Source organism: Vibrio sp. QJM3NY_15 (genome assembly GCF_057785995.1).
Map to the genome: position 1 here is coordinate 1,587,568 of NZ_CM173517.1, position 15,867 is coordinate 1,603,434.

At 42.7% G+C, this 15,867-nt stretch carries 19 protein-coding genes; 12 read left to right on the plus strand and 7 right to left on the minus strand.

Features of this window, described 5'->3' with window-relative positions; all coding sequences use genetic code 11:
* The first annotated feature begins 88 nt into the window (after window positions 1–88).
* From AC3CKG_RS07100 to AC3CKG_RS07115, 4 genes are all read left to right on the plus strand, one after another.
* Window positions 89–604, plus strand: a complete 516-nt coding sequence (locus tag AC3CKG_RS07100; protein WP_102384496.1) for a hypothetical protein — start codon at window positions 89–91, stop codon at window positions 602–604.
* A 186-nt stretch (window positions 605–790) separates the two neighbouring features.
* A complete protein-coding gene (locus tag AC3CKG_RS07105; RefSeq protein ID WP_488529100.1) occupies window positions 791–1,300 on the plus strand; it encodes a hypothetical protein in 510 nt (169 codons plus the stop codon).
* Window positions 1,301–1,470: 170 nt separating this feature from the next.
* A complete protein-coding gene (locus tag AC3CKG_RS07110; protein WP_004734908.1) occupies window positions 1,471–1,650 on the plus strand; it encodes a hypothetical protein in 180 nt (59 codons plus the stop codon).
* 290 nt (window positions 1,651–1,940) lie between these two features.
* Window positions 1,941–2,429 carry a GNAT family N-acetyltransferase gene (locus AC3CKG_RS07115; RefSeq protein ID WP_017109820.1) on the plus strand — a complete coding sequence of 163 codons (489 nt, stop codon included), beginning with the start codon at window positions 1,941–1,943 and terminating at the stop codon, window positions 2,427–2,429.
* A gap of 136 nt (window positions 2,430–2,565) precedes the next feature.
* Here AC3CKG_RS07115 and AC3CKG_RS07120 read toward each other — a convergent pair whose 3' ends face one another.
* The gene (locus AC3CKG_RS07120) at window positions 2,566–3,141 is read right to left on the minus strand and encodes a pyrophosphohydrolase domain-containing protein (RefSeq protein ID WP_372200886.1); all 576 of its coding nucleotides are present in this window, start codon (window positions 3,139–3,141) and stop codon (window positions 2,566–2,568) included.
* Between the two features lie 213 nt (window positions 3,142–3,354).
* Between AC3CKG_RS07120 and AC3CKG_RS07125 the strand changes: the two genes are divergently transcribed.
* Window positions 3,355–4,425 (plus strand): sensor domain-containing diguanylate cyclase, encoded by a 1,071-nt coding sequence (locus AC3CKG_RS07125; protein ID WP_488529101.1) that lies wholly within the window; start codon window positions 3,355–3,357, stop codon window positions 4,423–4,425.
* 38 nt (window positions 4,426–4,463) lie between these two features.
* Here the strand turns inward: AC3CKG_RS07125 and AC3CKG_RS07130 are convergent, their stop codons facing one another.
* Both AC3CKG_RS07130 and AC3CKG_RS07135 read right to left on the minus strand, forming a co-directional pair.
* Complete coding sequence (locus AC3CKG_RS07130; protein ID WP_488529102.1) at window positions 4,464–5,030, minus strand: DUF1415 domain-containing protein; 567 nt, start codon at window positions 5,028–5,030, stop codon at window positions 4,464–4,466.
* A gap of 85 nt (window positions 5,031–5,115) precedes the next feature.
* Window positions 5,116–6,315, minus strand: a complete 1,200-nt coding sequence (locus tag AC3CKG_RS07135) for an MFS transporter (protein WP_488529103.1) — start codon at window positions 6,313–6,315, stop codon at window positions 5,116–5,118.
* 110 nt (window positions 6,316–6,425) lie between these two features.
* Here AC3CKG_RS07135 and AC3CKG_RS07140 point away from each other — a divergent pair, with 110 nt between their 5' ends.
* Window positions 6,426–7,298 carry a LysR family transcriptional regulator gene (locus AC3CKG_RS07140; protein ID WP_488529104.1) on the plus strand — a complete coding sequence of 291 codons (873 nt, stop codon included), beginning with the start codon at window positions 6,426–6,428 and terminating at the stop codon, window positions 7,296–7,298.
* A 970-nt stretch (window positions 7,299–8,268) separates the two neighbouring features.
* On the opposite strand, the gene AC3CKG_RS07145 is transcribed toward AC3CKG_RS07140, so the two are convergent.
* Window positions 8,269–8,505, minus strand: a complete 237-nt coding sequence (locus AC3CKG_RS07145; RefSeq protein WP_004734934.1) for a glutaredoxin family protein — start codon at window positions 8,503–8,505, stop codon at window positions 8,269–8,271.
* A gap of 137 nt (window positions 8,506–8,642) precedes the next feature.
* Between AC3CKG_RS07145 and AC3CKG_RS07150 the strand changes: the two genes are divergently transcribed.
* Both AC3CKG_RS07150 and rlmF read left to right on the plus strand, forming a co-directional pair.
* Complete coding sequence (locus AC3CKG_RS07150; protein WP_488529105.1) at window positions 8,643–9,140, plus strand: M48 metallopeptidase family protein; 498 nt, start codon at window positions 8,643–8,645, stop codon at window positions 9,138–9,140.
* Between the two features lie 4 nt (window positions 9,141–9,144).
* The gene (gene rlmF, locus AC3CKG_RS07155; protein ID WP_488529106.1) at window positions 9,145–10,467 is read left to right on the plus strand and encodes a 23S rRNA (adenine(1618)-N(6))-methyltransferase RlmF; all 1,323 of its coding nucleotides are present in this window, start codon (window positions 9,145–9,147) and stop codon (window positions 10,465–10,467) included.
* Between the two features lie 129 nt (window positions 10,468–10,596).
* Here the strand turns inward: rlmF and pilW are convergent, their stop codons facing one another.
* Both pilW and metA read right to left on the minus strand, forming a co-directional pair.
* The gene (gene pilW, locus AC3CKG_RS07160) at window positions 10,597–11,343 is read right to left on the minus strand and encodes a type IV pilus biogenesis/stability protein PilW (RefSeq protein ID WP_102486743.1); all 747 of its coding nucleotides are present in this window, start codon (window positions 11,341–11,343) and stop codon (window positions 10,597–10,599) included.
* A gap of 187 nt (window positions 11,344–11,530) precedes the next feature.
* Window positions 11,531–12,472: a homoserine O-acetyltransferase MetA gene (metA, locus tag AC3CKG_RS07165; protein WP_017105520.1), complete on the minus strand. Its 942-nt coding sequence runs from the start codon at window positions 12,470–12,472 to the stop codon at window positions 11,531–11,533.
* 272 nt (window positions 12,473–12,744) lie between these two features.
* Here metA and AC3CKG_RS07170 point away from each other — a divergent pair, with 272 nt between their 5' ends.
* From AC3CKG_RS07170 to AC3CKG_RS07185, 4 genes are all read left to right on the plus strand, one after another.
* Window positions 12,745–13,113 (plus strand): AAA family ATPase, encoded by a 369-nt coding sequence (locus AC3CKG_RS07170; protein ID WP_102307298.1) that lies wholly within the window; start codon window positions 12,745–12,747, stop codon window positions 13,111–13,113.
* 94 nt (window positions 13,114–13,207) lie between these two features.
* Window positions 13,208–13,630, plus strand: a complete 423-nt coding sequence (locus tag AC3CKG_RS07175; RefSeq protein ID WP_017109831.1) for a DUF3859 domain-containing protein — start codon at window positions 13,208–13,210, stop codon at window positions 13,628–13,630.
* A gap of 264 nt (window positions 13,631–13,894) precedes the next feature.
* Window positions 13,895–14,149: a hypothetical protein gene (locus tag AC3CKG_RS07180; RefSeq protein WP_102486741.1), complete on the plus strand. Its 255-nt coding sequence runs from the start codon at window positions 13,895–13,897 to the stop codon at window positions 14,147–14,149.
* On the plus strand, window positions 14,146–14,535 hold the full coding sequence (locus AC3CKG_RS07185) for a hypothetical protein (RefSeq protein WP_099166891.1): 390 nt from the start codon (window positions 14,146–14,148) through the stop codon (window positions 14,533–14,535). Before AC3CKG_RS07180 ends, AC3CKG_RS07185 begins: the two co-directional genes overlap by 4 nt.
* 118 nt (window positions 14,536–14,653) lie before the next feature.
* On the opposite strand, the gene AC3CKG_RS07190 is transcribed toward AC3CKG_RS07185, so the two are convergent.
* Window positions 14,654–15,760: a M20/M25/M40 family metallo-hydrolase gene (locus tag AC3CKG_RS07190; RefSeq protein WP_192853143.1), complete on the minus strand. Its 1,107-nt coding sequence runs from the start codon at window positions 15,758–15,760 to the stop codon at window positions 14,654–14,656.
* Window positions 15,761–15,867: the final 107 nt, after the last annotated feature.

Consider the following 15,867-nt stretch of genomic DNA (forward strand, 5'->3'; position numbering starts at 1 on the left):
TAAGAACTTAGGAAACAAACCCATTCTATTACTCAACCATAAAAATCATTGCTAGCAACATCTTTGCTTAGAATATCTGGAGTTCATTATGAAAAAATCAATTTTAGCGGTCGTCATTCTATCTTTAGTGGCAGGTTCTGTTTTCGCTAACGGACAATCAAATGCTCACAACTATCAACCTGGTGCGACGAATAACTCAGAACGTTTAGCGGATATTGATCCTAACTACGAACTGACCTTACCTTCAGAAAAAGAAGGCTACACCATGTATGACAATCAATCCATGTCAGATGGCGGCACCTACACAACGTATGCAAAACCTAACCCTTCCGATGCAATGCATGTTGCCGATGAAGGCTCACTAAAAATAACGCACGGTGAAGGTGGAGGTATTATGACGGAATATACAATAAAGGATGGCCAACACGCTTTTTCTGTTATGTGTGGCTACACCTCGGGTCCATCATACTGGGCTGACGGAAAACCAGCGAAGGTATGTGAAGAGGCGCAAGCACTAGCGATTGCCTTGGAAGCAAAAGGGGAGTGGGAGATGAAGCAGATGGCTTACACCATCGCTCCAGCAAGAATCGTGGTTGATAAGTGATTTTTGTCTACAGAACGCTCGTTATATCGAGCCTCGTTATCCAATTATATTGATTATTTGTAGTGAGATGAGAGAGGGACTCAGGCTGAAATATTCCTGACGTTCCCATCCGCTCATCTCATCTCACAAGAAGCTAAGTCAGCCAACTAATCAAATTTGTATTAGAAAATACAGAAGGTCTATCCCATGAAAAATACCATTAAGCTACTGGCTATCGCATGTGTTTTACTTACTCCAATGCTGGTCGCCGCTGCCGAACATAATCACAGTCACAATCATTTTAACCCTGAATTAGAGCAACTTGGCGACGACATCATTGGTCTAACCGTGTGTTACAAAAATGGGCATCTATCAGATGAGAATCAAGAGCCTGCGTTTATGAACCTTATCAACCATGCCAATGTAGAAGGTGAGGAGCTGGGGATGTACTACATGGATAAGTTGGGTCCTAAAGCGGAGCAAATCATGAGTGATGACGACGCTCGTCGCTTATGGACTCAAGATTATTGTGCTGATTTGACTGACACTTATTTGGATTCAGATAAGTTAGCTCAAAGATCAAATGAATATCAAAGTCATTCACACGGCCACGATCATGGACATAACCATAACCACGATCACCATGGACATGGCGACTTGACACCAGAGGTGCTTGAGCAAGATATCGAACGAGGTCGTTTACTCAGTATCAACTAAGCCCAATAAAATAAACGTACTTACTTTGTTACCTCTTGGCACAAAATGGTAAGACTCGATTCGAGTGAATGACTAGAATTATCTCAAACGAAACAAGTGAGCTAGGACTTAATCTGATCACTTTATCTTATTCGAATGGATGCTTTGAAAACTCGAAAGAGGATTAACTTATGTACGAACTAACACTGATTCTAAGCCTAATGATGGGTGGTGCAGACAGCACAGCAGAAATGGAAGTTAACACTCAGTTTACGACTCTTGAGCAATGTAATGAAGAAGGCGCAGCGTTAGCTAAGAAGCTCAATGCTACGGATCTTAAAGTCATGCAAGTTCAATGTGAACGTGACTAATCAAGAGAGCTAGTTTAACAATATGGGCACATATCTTTGTGTCCATATCACATCAACATAATAACCTATTCTTTACTCTCTCCATCGGAAACTCTTCCGTTAGCCACTACAAGTAAAACCATATTATTAACACGCCTTCGTCAAAATACTATTTCCCCTCCATTTGCTAATTCCTTAATTTGAAACAATTTCATCTAACCTATTGTTAAATATTTACTATTTGATAGTGTGTCTAGGTGCACATTGAGGATGTGCATCACATTTAGCGAAGAATAATAGTAGGAGTTGCGATGAGTATTATAGTGAGACGGTCTGAACCGTCAGATGCAAAGGGAATAAAAGAAGTTTACGAATGCACTAATGCTTATACCGGTACACTGCAACTCCCAAATCCATCTCTGGAAAGCTGGCAGAAACGAATCTCTAATATGCCCGACAACGTGTACTCGTATGTCGCGATGATCGACGATGAGATTGTTGGTAATTTGGGAATGGAAGTGTGTGTAAACCCGAGAAGGCGCCATGTTGCTTCATTCGGTATGGGTGTTAAAGATGATGTATTAGGCAAAGGTGTCGGTAGCCAACTGCTCGCGACCGCGATCGACTTGTGTGATAACTGGATTAACATCAAACGACTTGAGCTAACTGTATATACCGATAACGAAAGAGCGATCAGCCTGTATAAGAAGTTTGGCTTCGTGATAGAAGGGGAGTCAGCAGGATTCGCCTTTAGAAACGGCGAATATGTGGCGGCTTATCACATGGCACGACTGGTATAGTGTTCTGCTTCTAATACACGGCTCCAATTAACACAGCTAGAGTTTTCTAATAGATAATAAAACGCCACGTTAAAATAACGTGGCGTTTTCGATTTCAGTCAACTGAGGCTTTAAAGTGCTCCAGTTGTAGCCTTGCTTAAGCCGTTAGAGACTCAAGGTTCGCAGGGCGGTAGTGTACTGATTTTAGTACTTTACCTTGGCGAACTGTCTTGCCTTCAGATACGAAATCTTCCGCACATTTAGCGATGATGTATTCGCCTTTTTGAACCGCTATCAGTTTGATGTTCTGCTCAGCATAGAAAGCTTCAGTTTCTGCGTATTCTGTTTCGTTGCGACATACTTTGCTCATGTTGCTTGAGTGTACTTCGTCCCAACAAGGTAGAAAGTCGATTGAACGGTTTTTAGAAACATTCAGCAGCAGGTCGATTAAGTAGCTGATTGCTAGGTTGTCTTCTACCTTAGCTTGGCCAAGGTGAACCAAACGTCCCATCAAAACATAAACGCTGTCTACAATAGCGTCCGCTTGTTCGATTTTTGAGTCAGCTTCTGCAAGTTCTGTTAGTTCTTCGATCGCTAGAGAGGTGTGCAGCGTATCGCCTTTTTCGTCCATTGTTTCAGGAGCAGCAACAGGCAGATCAAAAGTACTGCGGAACTCTTCAATGTCCCGGTAAAGGTGATCGTAGATTTCTTGGCTTAGTTGAGAAAGGTTCATTTTCCTATCCATTCTGTTTCGTTAATGGGTTATTTTACCAAAGCTGGGAATAGGGTGCTAACGCAAAGTCGAAGAAGTCGACTTTTATTCATTGGACCAATGAGGTATTTTGCATACAAACCAATTGATTATTGTGTTTTATTACCCTTTACTCTTCTAAATATACCAAATATTGATGTTGCCTCTAACTCCAGCAGCAGTGGGATCCCAGTTATGAACCAAGCCAGTGAAAGTGAAATTGTTATACGCCGCTTGTATCAAATCACCAATGATTATCGAAAGGGTTTCGATAGTCAGATCGCTCAGCTGCTTATCATGGGGCTTGAACGCTTCAACTTAGATATTGGTATCTTATCTAAAGTCGATGGTAATACTTATTTGGTTGAACACTGTGTCGCACCAGAAGGCGTTGAACTCAATAGTGGTGACACTTTCGATTATCGCTCGACCTACTGTGAGATAACGTGTAAATCGATCAAGCCTATCTGCATTGAACACTGTGGCAAACACGATAAGTATGCGACTCATCCTGCCTACCAATCTTTTGGTCTGGAGTCTTACATTGGTGTCCCTATTTTCGTCAATGATGAGCTTTATGGCACCTTAAACTTTTCAAGCCCGACTCCTTATCATCGTGAATTCAAAGAGTTCGATATTGACGTGATGAGGTTAATGGCCTCATGGATAGAAGTGGAACTCGTTAGAAGACAGCAAGAACGAAAACTCAAAGAGCTAAACGAGAAGTTAGAGTATCAAGCTCTTTACGATCCTCTTACACACTTGCCGAATAGACGTTGCTTGTTCAAAACGCTGAATGCGGAAGTTGAGCAGTTAAAAGGGTCTTTAGGAAAGGGAACCTTGGCAGTTGTCGATATCGATTTCTTTAAGGTCGTTAATGATACTTACGGCCATCAAATGGGTGATGTTGTTTTAAAGAAAGTGGCGAACGTGTTGAGTCATAACACTCAAGAAGGAGAGTTCGTGGCGCGCTTTGGTGGCGAGGAGTTCATTCTTTGGTATCCAAACAAAACCCCAAGTTGTGTGGAAGATAAGTTCATGACTCTATTACAAGAGATGAAGAAAATCACACTCGATAGAAAGCCAGTCACCATATCAATCGGTGCATGTCATTTTGAATTGAGTACTGGAGATACTAAAGGGGAAAGAATGTCGGCGTTAGACTCGTTAATCAAAGTTGCCGATGAATGCCTGTACATTGCTAAACAAAATGGACGAGATCAGTTTATTTCTCGTCCATATCATCAAGAACACTCCGGCTCGTAAGTCGAAATTGACTCGTTCTTAATGGGCAACTGTCGCAATTAGCTGAATAGATAAGGGAACAGCTGACGGCGTTCCGCTGGCGTTAAAGATTCAACTCTTGCTATGTTGGTATCAGGTATCGCTTCAGGGTTAGGGTAGTGCTTCAACACTTTTTCCATACTTGCTTCACGAATCAAATGGTAAACCGGATACGGGGAACGATTCGTTAGGTTTTCATCGTCTTCTGGATCCGCACCACCAAAGCAATAGTCTGGGTGGAACGTCGCTACTTGATAAACACCTTCCCAATCTTCCTGTTTGATCAGCGCTTCAATCCAATCTATGAACATGTTGTAGTCGAAGAAGTCTTGCAGCATGTTAGGCACAACAACCAACGTCGTCTCTAATTCCGCGACTGGCGTGTTATCTAACTCTACGAAATGCGTCATGATGTCTTGCAACAACGCTTCTTCGGTATTCGCTTCACTCACAAAGATCTGAATTTGTTTATTACGTTGTGGCTTGGCTGCGAATGGACACAGGTTTAGGCCAATAACGACATCGTCTAACCAATGTTTTACTTGGTCGTGGATGGTTTGAAGATCTGTGCTTTGAGTGTTCGACATAACAGGTTCCGAAATGAAATTTTGCGTAGGATATCAGAACAGACGTTAATCAAAAGCAATAATTCAATCAGATAGCTTGTGTTACTTAAGCTTCAGCTAGCTTTGAGGTTGATCCTTGAAGTTGTTTTAACTGATAGACCCAAGCAAAAATCGCAATATAGAAGATTGAACCACCTGCGATCACACCATTCCAACCAAACAGCTGCCAGCAATACAAGAGCAAGAACCCAGCTAAACTACCGCCAATATAATAGTGAACCAGATAGAGCGCGGTCGCTGTAGCCTTAGCGCTCGGCGCTTTTTGACTCACCCAAGAGTAGGCAAGGGTATGTGCGAAGAAGGCTCCGCCACTAATTAGTAATAATCCTGCTAGCATGAACGGCACTTTATCGACCGCAGAAACGAGCGTTCCAACTAAGCTGATACACACACCCATCAAGATTCCGTTCAACGGATCAAAACGAAGTGTCCATTTGTTGGAGAGCTTAGAACTTACCGTTCCGGCCAAATAACATAGGAATATGAGTGAAGCCAAACCAACAGGCACTGAGTGAGGTTCGGATACCAATCTAAAGCCCATTACCGAATACAGGTTAACAAACAGCGCGAAGTTAGCGCCACCAATCAACATCGCGAGCCACAAGGTACGGTTTCTTAAGTGCATCACAACTGAGCGGTTATGATGAAAGAACAGCCCTTTCTGTGGTTTGAAGTTTTGCTGGTCAGGCAGGCTATACGCAATATAGAGCGCGCCAAGTAAAGAGCCGACAACGAAAAACAACACAGTCGCATGCCAGTCGAAATAATCCGTAATCAAGCCACCTAATACACGCCCGAAAATCCCACCTAATGAGTTGGCCGCAATATAGCCACCAATCGCGACCGCAAAAGCTTTGGGTGATAACTCTTCGACCATATAGGCAACCGCTACGCCCGCAAAAGCTGCGACTGCGATTCCCATGAATGCTCTGGCAATAACAAGCTGTAGTAGAGTGGTTGTGAACACCATGCTCAATCCAATCAAAGGAATAGCGAACAAACTGAATAGGATAATAGGTTTTCGACCAAAGGTTTCAGAAGCGATTGCCCAAGGTACTAAGCTAATCGAAAGGCCGAGTGTCGTTGCGGCAAACAGCCAGTTGATCTGAGTTTCAGATACTTGGAAGTGCTCTGCCATGTGCGGCAAGATAGGCTGAAAGAGGTAAAGGTTACAGAAAATGATAAACGAGCCAATCGCCAATGATTGGGTGATGCGTTTGTATTGAGGACTGCCTTTATCAAACATTTACATTGTGCCTGCACGAGTGAATAAGCTATTTGTGAACAAGTTATCAGCACAATTGTGATTAAAGAAATATATTAAAAATATCACCTCTATATATAAAATATATCGATATGCTTGAATCAAAACCACTTCGACATTTTCTAGCCGTTGCTCAGCTTGGTAACTTTACTCAGGCTGCAAAAGCTCTGCATATCGCACAGCCTGCATTGAGTATTTCTATTAAGAAATTGGAGCAAACGTTGGAGTTAATTTTGTTTCGTCGAGGAGATAAATCCGTCACCTTAACGGAAGAGGGTAAAGTACTGTTTGAGCATGCAAAGCGAATTGCCCAGCAGTTCGACGACGCTCAGCTCGCAATGAACGAATTAAAGGGGTTAGAGAAAGGAGAGGTGCGTTTAGGAGCGCCAAGCATGATGGGGAGCTACTTTTTCCCGCAAGTCTTGATGGCATTTAAGAGCCAATACCCAAACCTAAAACTGACGCTTATAGATGCTGGTACTGCTTCGATTCGTGAAATGTTATTGAACGGTGAGCTTGATATCGGCGTGATTAACCATGAAAACGTGCCTGATGATCTTGAAACCGACCACCTATTAAGCTCAGAAATGTTAGCCGTCGTTGGTAAAGAGCACCCATTGGCAACGCAACCATCCATCACCTTTGAAGAGTTTTTCGCTCAAGAGCTGATCATGTTCAAGTCGGGTTATTTCCACCGTGACTTTATCGATGCAACGTGTAAAAAATACAACCTAGATATGACCATCGCATTCGAAACCAACTTGCTCCCGATGATTCTTTCTATAGTCAAGCGAGAGTTCGCCATTACCGCACTACTCAGCTTAGTGACGGAGTACGAGGAAGATGTTGTCGGCATGCCATTCAAAGACCCTGTGAAACTGAACCTATCTTTGGCCTGGAGAAAAGAAGGCTATCTGTCGAAGGCAGACAGAACCTTTATTGATTTCGTGAAGCAGTATGTGTGATTTTTGGTCGTCACATCGGTGATTAGTATGAAGCAATGTCACACTTTTGGTGATTTATGAGATCGATGTCACTTATTTAAGCGTGGATATTAAGGGTTTATGATTTACTTAATATTCCTCGTATCTAATAATTAACAGAACTTTTTGGTATGGTGTTCTGTTATTATGAAATGCGAATGTAAAGAGCAAAAGCTGGTTAGGATTCATAGAACGTTTATGGATCGTTTCTTTGGTATCAAAGGAAGATACCAGTGCGTGAACTGCGGTATGGTTTTCAAAATTAAAGGCTAGTGATCGCGTAGTAAGAGAAAAGTGTGGTTGAAATATGCGTATTTAGGCCTGTGTTAAGTTGGCCTAATGCCTATCGCATAAGTTTCAGCTTTCCTTGATTTTACTCAACAGTTCATTGCAACAGGATAGTTACTCGAAAAGGTAGACAGTCATGCCTTCAATTCTTGGCTCTTTTCTAACGTTGGCTGAGTCCAATTCTTAAACCTCCCCCAAACTCTTCAAATCGTCTCTGGGTAGTGCTAGAAGATTTCTCTGTCTTTATCTAAAAGTTGAACATACATAACTATTTGATTTTAAATGTTTTAGCCAAGTTAAATCACAGGCGTTAGTGATGGTTATATTATTCTGAGAAAAACGTGTGACTGACAATATGGTTATCTTGCGCTGGGTCATTCATATTTGCGTCCTTAAAACATCATCCAAATAGTAATTGCTACCCTATGAAATGTAAGTGCAAAGAACAAAGGCTTGTGAGAGTTCGCAGGACCATTTTAGACAAAGTCCTTGGGATTAAAGAAAAATATAAGTGTTCAGGTTGTGACAAGCTCTTGAGGGTTAAAGGATAGCGATATCGAATCTTAATGACCTATTTACATTGAAATAGAAAAAACAAAGCCCGCACATCCTAAGTTGGAGCTGCGGGCTTTGTTGTGTAGAAGTATTAAGCTCTTGGGCCACGTTATGTGTTCTTTGAGTTATACATCTTATCGAAGTTCTTCTGATTCCAACCGACCATCACTTGATCACCGATTTTCAGTACAGGGATAGAGCGCGCGCCCATTGCCTGCAATTCTTTACGACCACGTTGCATTTTTGCATTCGTGAGACGATATTCAATTTTCTTTGAGTCCAGATAGCGTTGGGCATCTTTACAGTGCGGGCATTTGTCTGCGACGTACAATACAACACGTTTCATTTTTTCATTCTCTTGGTGAATCTCGCTAAAGTGTAACGAATCCTAGGTGATTAGAAAAGTGTGATCAGTTACACTATGCGGCTCAAATTTCAAGACCACAACGTATTGTCGTGGTGTAACCGGTACGGTCTTTCAGCATGCATCCTTCTTTGCGGTATATTCAAGGCTATCCCAAGCACATTATTGACCCCGTGACTCAGTTACTTGAGGCGGATAAATTAGTGCCTTGGTTTGAAGCTCGTTATCCAAATAATCATGAGATAAAGAGCGAGAGAGCCTTGTTTGACTATGCGATTGAGATAAAAAATTGCTATATGAAAAAAACACCGCCCATTAGCAAAGTGATTTACGACGGGAAGATACACCTAATCAATAATGCATTAGGCCTTCATTCTTACGTTGCGAAGAATCACGGTGGAAAGATCAAATCGAAAAATGAAATTCGCATAGCGAGTGTTTTTAAGAACGCACCAGAGCCTCTATTGAGAATGCTGGTGGTTCATGAACTGGCGCATATTAAAGAGAAAGAGCACGATAAAGCTTTTTACCAACTATGCTGTCACATGGAACCGGACTATCACCAACTTGAGTTAGATGCCCGTTTATTCATGATGTATTTAGATTTAAAGAAGTAGCCCAATGAGCCAATCACAAAACAGAACTACGCTAAGCCTGTCGAAAAACAGCACCTCATCAGCAAAAACAAAAGACAACCAAGCTGATGTTAAGCCAAGTACAGCTAAGCCAAGCAGCGACAAGCGTATTTCTACAAAGAACACATCTGATAAAAGCCGCAAGAATAGTGCACCCAAAGGCGCTGGCAACAACAACGCAAAGCGACCTTTTACAAAAGATAGCAAAGGTAAACAGGGTGCGAATAAAGGGTCATCGAATAAGGGTTCTTTTAATAAAACTGCTTTTAACAAAAACGCAGCCCAGAAAAGACGCTCGACTGAAAAACCTCAAGGCGGATTGCACCCAAGGAACCAACATACAGGTCGATACGACTTTGACCTGTTGGTCGCGGCATTGCCTGAGTTGAAAGAACACTTGATTAAGAATCCAGTAGGGGAAGATACGGTGAACTTTTCCGATCCTCTGGCGGTCAAGCTTTTGAACAAAGCCTTACTTGCTCATCACTACGGTGTGAAGCATTGGGATATTCCTGCGGGTTATTTGTGTCCGCCTATTCCCGGGCGAGCTGATTACATCCACAGAGTGGCAGATATTCTGAATAGTGATGGCCAAGGTGAACCTTATAACCATGCTTCGGTTAAAGCGTTAGATATCGGTGTTGGTGCAAATTGTATCTACCCAATCATCGGTGCGACAGAGTATAAGTGGCGTTGTACTGGCACGGATGTCGACCCTGTTTCAGTGAAAGCGGCAAACTTTATTGCAGAAAGCAATGCGAACCTAAAAGGTAAGATCCGCAGTCGTTTACAAGCAGACTCTGAATCCATCTTTAAAGGTGTGATCAAGGATAATGAGCGTTACGATGTCACTATTTGTAATCCTCCTTTCCATGGTTCACAAGAAGAAGCGGAGCAAGGTTCTCAACGTAAGCTAGACAACTTAGCAGCCAATCGAGCGAAGAAAGCAGGCTTGCCGTTTAAGCCTGAGCGTAAAAACAAGAAGACGGTGCAGAAGCCCGTAGATGCAGCGAACAAACCAACATTGAACTTTGGTGGTCAGAAAACCGAGTTGTGGTGTCCGGGTGGTGAAGCTGCGTTTATCTTAAAAATGGCCAAAGAGAGCCAGTTATTCTCGACTCAAGTCTTGTGGTTTACGACGCTGATTTCTAAGAAAGACAACGTAGACATGATTCGTTCGGAACTTGGTAAGCTGAGAGTAAAACAAGTGAAAGTGGTTGAGATGTCGCAAGGGCAAAAAGTCAGTCGCTTTGTTGCTTGGACATTTATGGACGACGAACAGCGTCAACAATGGATCGAGTTGAAATAACGAATCCAGAATTGAAGTAACTGGTTCGAAACCGACCTCTAAACTTAAAAACGGGCTTGCTGATATTTTCAGCAAGCCCGTTTTTTATCTAATTATTTAATCATTTTATCAGCTGAACCGTAAGCTGGTTTAAACAGAAAGCAGCTCGTCTAATTCACTTTGGTACTTCTGTTGTAATGCGTTGTTGCCGGCTTTCTTTTCTAGTTCGATTAAGATCTGAAGTGAGGGAACTTGATAGCCATAACGTTGGTGGAACTTAAACAGACGCAGCCGGGCATCATTATAATCCTCAGTACTGACCTCTATCTTAGAGAGCTGAAGAATTGATTTCACGCGGTTGGGATCGTGATCAATCGCTCTCGTGAAGTAGTATCGTGCTTGGTCAACTTCGCCCGCCTTAAACGCACAAAAGGCCGCGTTTTCATAACTTGCAGACACTAAATAATAGTATGGCTGATCAATAGCTTGGTTGAAGTATTTATCGGCTTGCTCGTATTCCCCCTGTTTACATAAAAAGGTGCCGTAGTTATTGAGCACGTTGCCATTTTTTGAATCCAAGCGCAGAGCTTTTTGATAAGTCACTCTGGCTTCATCAATTTCGCCGACTCGTTCAAAGTAGTGCGCCATTGACAGGCGCGCGCGATAGTAACTTGGTGCATGTTTAACGGCGAGTTCAAGGTTCTCTCGAGCTCTTACCATGTTGCCTTGCCCCATATACCCCAAGCCTAACTCGATTCGAGATTCAGACATCGCAATAGGGTCGCTTTCTATTTTAGGTGGTCCTTCAGTCACAGAAACGCAGCCAACCAGTGAGAATGAGGCGAGTAGTGCGAGATTTGATAATAGGGGATATGAAAACAACGATTTGGCAGGCATGTGCGGCTCCTTATGAACACAAACACATCATATGAAATCGTAGTCGTCGAAGTGGTAAATCTATTATGGAATGCGAGCCACACACCATAAAAAAGCCGCGCTCAATTAGCTGTTTTATCAACAACCTATCGAGTGCGGCTTTATCAAGATTAACTATAACGAACTACTGATTACTACGAGCTAACGTTTAATCGTCTTTAGTGAAGTTGTCTTCGCTGAAGTGATCCAGATCGTACGGCGTTTGCTGGTAAACGCAGTAGTTTAGCCAGTTGGAGAACAGCAAGTGCCCATGGCTTCGCCAGCTTGCAACCGGCTTATTGTCTGGATTGTTGTTTGGGTAGTAATTGATTGGAATCACCGGCTCCATGCCTTCCCCTAAATCACGAACGTATTCACCGTGTAATGTATGCGCATCATATTCTGGGTGACCGGTTACAAACACGTTTCGCTTATCTTTGGTTGCGGCTAAGTAAACACCAGCAACGTCAGATGTCGCAAGAATATCCAGTTCAGTATGGTCGTTTAGGTATTCTTGTGAGAAGTCGGCATAACGCGAGTGAGGCGCTAAAAACGTATCATCAAAGCCACGTAGAAGCGGGTGGTATGGGTTATGTATCTCGTGACTGTAAACACCAGAAAGCTTCTCTTTACGTGTGCGTTTTGGCAAATCATACAACAGTTTTAAGCCCGCTTGAGCCGCCCAGCATACATATAGAGTCGAGGTAACGTGTTTATTGGCCCACTCCATGATGGTTTTTAAGTGATCCCAGTAGATAACATCTTCAAATTGAACCAAGCCAAGCGGTGCACCCGTGATGATCAGTCCATCAAAGTTTCTTCCTTTGACCATTTCAAATTGGCGGTAGAAGTTATCAAGGTGTTCTGTCGGCGTGTTTTTGCTTGGTCGGTCATCAATGCGCAGCAGCTCAACATCCACTTGCAATGGACTGTTTGATAGTAGGCGTAAGAATTGAGTTTCTGTTTCAATCTTCTTCGGCATTAGGTTGAGGATCAAGACTCGAAGTGGACGAATTTCCTGTGTCGATGCTCTTGATAGCGGCATAACAAAGATGTTTTCTTCACGAAGAACATCAGATGCTGGCAGTTGGTCTGGAATGCGAATAGGCACAGCTTTCTCCCTAAGCTAGATATGTAGACGTCTATACTTCTAAATCTATAGTAGTTTGATACGCTTGTCGATATACAAAGTGGATAGTTGTAAATTATTTGTGTTTTCTATCAGAAGCAATACTTAGCTTGCAGGGGTATGCTGTGTTTTGTTCATACATTCGTGTAAGGGGAATTGATTGGTTCAAGTCTGTAAGATAGGTGGAGTTATCAGAGCACTTAGTTAGTATTTGAGATAAACTTGAGCTTTCAAATTGGCCTGTAAAGTGACAGATGAAGTTAATACTCATTCGAGGGTTACCTGGCTCGGGTAAATCAACAAAAGCAAAGACCTACGATGCATTACATGTCGAAGCGGATATGTATTACGTGAATGAACAAGGTGAGTACTGTTTTGATCCTAGGCAATTGCAGCAAGCGCATGAGTGGTGTCAGAACACGACAGAAGATGGTTTGAAGCAGGGGCTAGATGTTGTGGTGTCGAATACCTTCATCAAGCAGTGGGAAATGAAAGCTTATCGTCAACTTGCACTCAAATACGAAGCGGATTTGGTTATCGAAGTCTGCCGAGAGCAATTTGGCAGCATTCACGATATTGAACCATCGGTGATTAAGCGCATGGCGAAAGATTGGCAAGAATAGCCCTGAGCTTTTTTGCTAACGAGTATCTAGCTAACGAATCAAACACAACGACCCATATTTAAACTCAAAGAATAACTCCAAGGTAAAGATTGAAATGGCAAAGCGCTCTGTTGTGGTCGACATGACCTCTTATGGTATTTACTCCACATGGGATTCAAAATCTAAAGACCTGCCAAAAATCCAAGAGTTCACCACGATTGTCGACGCTGAAATTGATGTCGAGTTTGGCTACATTCTGAATATCAAAAAAGCCAAAGGTGAAAAGATCCGTTACTGCATTTATCACCCAGATATCACCACAGATAAAGGTGAAGTCTTAGAACCGTTTGATGGGGAAGAGTATGTCGGCAACAATGATTGGGATTTTTACTTAGGCGACACTATCTGGGCGCCAGTCTCGAACAAACTGGGTAAATGGCGCATGACGGTCGAGCTAAAAGGAAACATCATAGCCGACAAGACGTTCGATTTAGTGGGTAAAGATGAAAACCAGTTCTGGAAGCGCAGGGGATTCTAGTTAATCAGCGTGATAGTGCCTAAAAAGTAACGTCATTGGCTTCTGTGATCTAAAGTTTAACTCGATATAATTCAAATGCTTACCTCTCAAAAACATAAACCTAATATCAATGTGCAAGGATTAACTTTACGGTGCGGAAAGTGTTAACGATACTCGTCAACTTCTAGCGCATAGTTAGTAAAACGTTGTCATTGGGGTTATTTGAACCCTAACTGGATTCATAGGTTTAGCTTAGAGTTTTCAAAGCTTTAAGTAGGAAGAAAAATGCCAAAGTACAAATTTGAATTAATCTTGGATGTTGATGAGAGTCGAGTTGCGCATAATGACTCTAAAGAAACTCATGAAAATGTTGATGTAGCAGGATACGTGTTCATGAGTAAGAAAGAAACTGAACTCGCTAGGTCGGTTGTTATTGATAATATTTGGCAATCAATGGCGGAAGAAGACCTTGATTATCTGCTGAGACTGAGCATGTCATCGCGACGAATCGAACTCGGACTGAGGGAGATTCAGGAATGACAACTAAGTTAATACCCACGGTTTTACTTTCGGTGTTTGTATTGTCGGGATGCAGCACTGGAATAAATCATGTTGGCGAGCCTCAGCAGTTTAATCCAGACGGTGTAATGGTTGATGAGTATAGTCTCAACGATTATGGCTATGGTGTTCACATAGTGGCTGAATTTTCGGAATACCAAGGAATGAGAAGTTCAGAAAGCGGTTTTAGAGGGTGCACCAATATTTTGAACAACGTTGCGATGAAGCACGCAACAAGCAAGGGCGAACGAGTTACTCGTATAAGCTGGAGAGAAATGAAAGACTACGGCTATATCGATCATGGACGAGACATCATTACTGCTGTTATGAATGTTAATTGTGAGTACTATTTTGATTACATCAAATAGCGGCTATTAATCGAGAACAATAGACAATAGACAACAAAAAAGCCGAGTCACACGTTATGTGGGGACTCGGCTTTTTGATATGAGCTAAATGGTATTCCTACCTAGCTCAGAAGCAAGGCTATTGAGTCACGTAAGCGACAACAAACTCAGTGATTGCGACCATGTCTTTCACTGCAATGTACTCTTCAGTGGTGTGAACTTTCGCCATACCCGTAGATAGGTTAACCGTTGTTAGACCTTTCGCGTTGAAGTTGTTTGCATCGCTACCGCCGCCAGTGCGTTTGGTGTTCGCCGTTACGCCAAGCTTTTCGAATGCTGATTTGATAGAAAGAATATGCGGATGATCGTCTGCAATCACGAATGCATCGTAAGCGCGAGTTGATTCGATTTCTACTTCAGCACCGAACTGCTTCGCGCTCTCTTGGAATGTCGAAATCATGTGTTGAACTTGCGCTGTTAGCTTCTCACCGTTCAGTGAACGCGCTTCTGCTACGACTTTAAGCTCTGGCATTACAATGTTAGTTGCTTGACCGCCTTCAACAATACCCACGTTTGCTGTTGTTTCTTCATCAATACGAAGCAGGTTCATTTTAGTGATAGCGTCTGCTGCTACTTGAATCGCGCTGATGCCTTCTTCTGGTGCTAAACCAGCGTGTGCAGGGCGACCTTTGATCTTCGCAACGATTTTCTGTTGGCCAGGTGCTGCATTTACGATAGTACCAATCGGGCCGCCTGTATCTAGAACAATAGCGTGCTCAGATTGAATGTAAGACATATCAAAGTTCAAAGAACCAAATAGACCGCCTTCTTCGAATACGGTGAACGCGATTTCAATGGTTTTGTGCGCTTGGCCTTCAGCTTGGATTACGCGAACCGCTTCCATAATAGCTGCGATGCCAGATTTATCGTCGCCGCCTAGGATCGTGTTGCCTTTTGAACGGATGATGCCGTCTTCGATGATTGGCTCAATGCCGATACCTGGCGTTACTGTGTCCATATGGCAGCTAAATACTGTGCTACCTGGAAGTGTGCCATCTAAACGAGCGTAGATGTTGAAACCGTTCGACACTTCTTCAGGAACGGCCAGTTTATGTACGTCAAAGCCTAGTTCGCCTAGCTGCTCAGCCAGTGCTTCCGCGATGGCTTTTTCGTTGCGTGATTCACTATCGATTTTCACAAGATCGCAGAAATGGTCGACAAGACGTTGTTCATTAATTTGGGTCATTGTTAATTCTCATTATGTTTCCGCTCGTTCGTCAGAAGTCACGGCTATAGGAACAGGAAAATCACTATAACGCCAATGTGCCAGATGAATGCCTGAGTTAAATCAAG

Bases quoted from the DNA above. Each gene is read 5' to 3' on its own strand.
- AC3CKG_RS07145 (WP_004734934.1), bottom strand. From the start codon at position 8,505: ATGAAACGTGTTGTATTGTACGTCGCAGACAAATGCCCGCACTGTAAA.
- AC3CKG_RS07115 (WP_017109820.1), top strand. From the start codon at position 1,941: ATGAGTATTATAGTGAGACGGTCTGAACCGTCAGATGCAAAGGGAATA.
- AC3CKG_RS07130 (WP_488529102.1), bottom strand. From the start codon at position 5,030: ATGTCGAACACTCAAAGCACAGATCTTCAAACCATCCACGACCAAGTA.
- AC3CKG_RS07180 (WP_102486741.1), top strand. From the start codon at position 13,895: ATGCCAAAGTACAAATTTGAATTAATCTTGGATGTTGATGAGAGTCGA.
- AC3CKG_RS07110 (WP_004734908.1), top strand. From the start codon at position 1,471: ATGTACGAACTAACACTGATTCTAAGCCTAATGATGGGTGGTGCAGAC.
- pilW (WP_102486743.1), bottom strand. From the start codon at position 11,343: ATGCCTGCCAAATCGTTGTTTTCATATCCCCTATTATCAAATCTCGCA.
- AC3CKG_RS07185 (WP_099166891.1), top strand. From the start codon at position 14,146: ATGACAACTAAGTTAATACCCACGGTTTTACTTTCGGTGTTTGTATTG.
- AC3CKG_RS07125 (WP_488529101.1), top strand. From the start codon at position 3,355: ATGAACCAAGCCAGTGAAAGTGAAATTGTTATACGCCGCTTGTATCAA.
- AC3CKG_RS07105 (WP_488529100.1), top strand. From the start codon at position 791: ATGAAAAATACCATTAAGCTACTGGCTATCGCATGTGTTTTACTTACT.
- AC3CKG_RS07190 (WP_192853143.1), bottom strand. From the start codon at position 15,760: ATGACCCAAATTAATGAACAACGTCTTGTCGACCATTTCTGCGATCTT.
- AC3CKG_RS07150 (WP_488529105.1), top strand. From the start codon at position 8,643: ATGCATCCTTCTTTGCGGTATATTCAAGGCTATCCCAAGCACATTATT.
- AC3CKG_RS07120 (WP_372200886.1), bottom strand. From the start codon at position 3,141: ATGAACCTTTCTCAACTAAGCCAAGAAATCTACGATCACCTTTACCGG.
- AC3CKG_RS07135 (WP_488529103.1), bottom strand. From the start codon at position 6,315: ATGTTTGATAAAGGCAGTCCTCAATACAAACGCATCACCCAATCATTG.
- AC3CKG_RS07170 (WP_102307298.1), top strand. From the start codon at position 12,745: ATGAAGTTAATACTCATTCGAGGGTTACCTGGCTCGGGTAAATCAACA.
- AC3CKG_RS07175 (WP_017109831.1), top strand. From the start codon at position 13,208: ATGGCAAAGCGCTCTGTTGTGGTCGACATGACCTCTTATGGTATTTAC.
- rlmF (WP_488529106.1), top strand. From the start codon at position 9,145: ATGAGCCAATCACAAAACAGAACTACGCTAAGCCTGTCGAAAAACAGC.
- AC3CKG_RS07140 (WP_488529104.1), top strand. From the start codon at position 6,426: ATGCTTGAATCAAAACCACTTCGACATTTTCTAGCCGTTGCTCAGCTT.
- AC3CKG_RS07100 (WP_102384496.1), top strand. From the start codon at position 89: ATGAAAAAATCAATTTTAGCGGTCGTCATTCTATCTTTAGTGGCAGGT.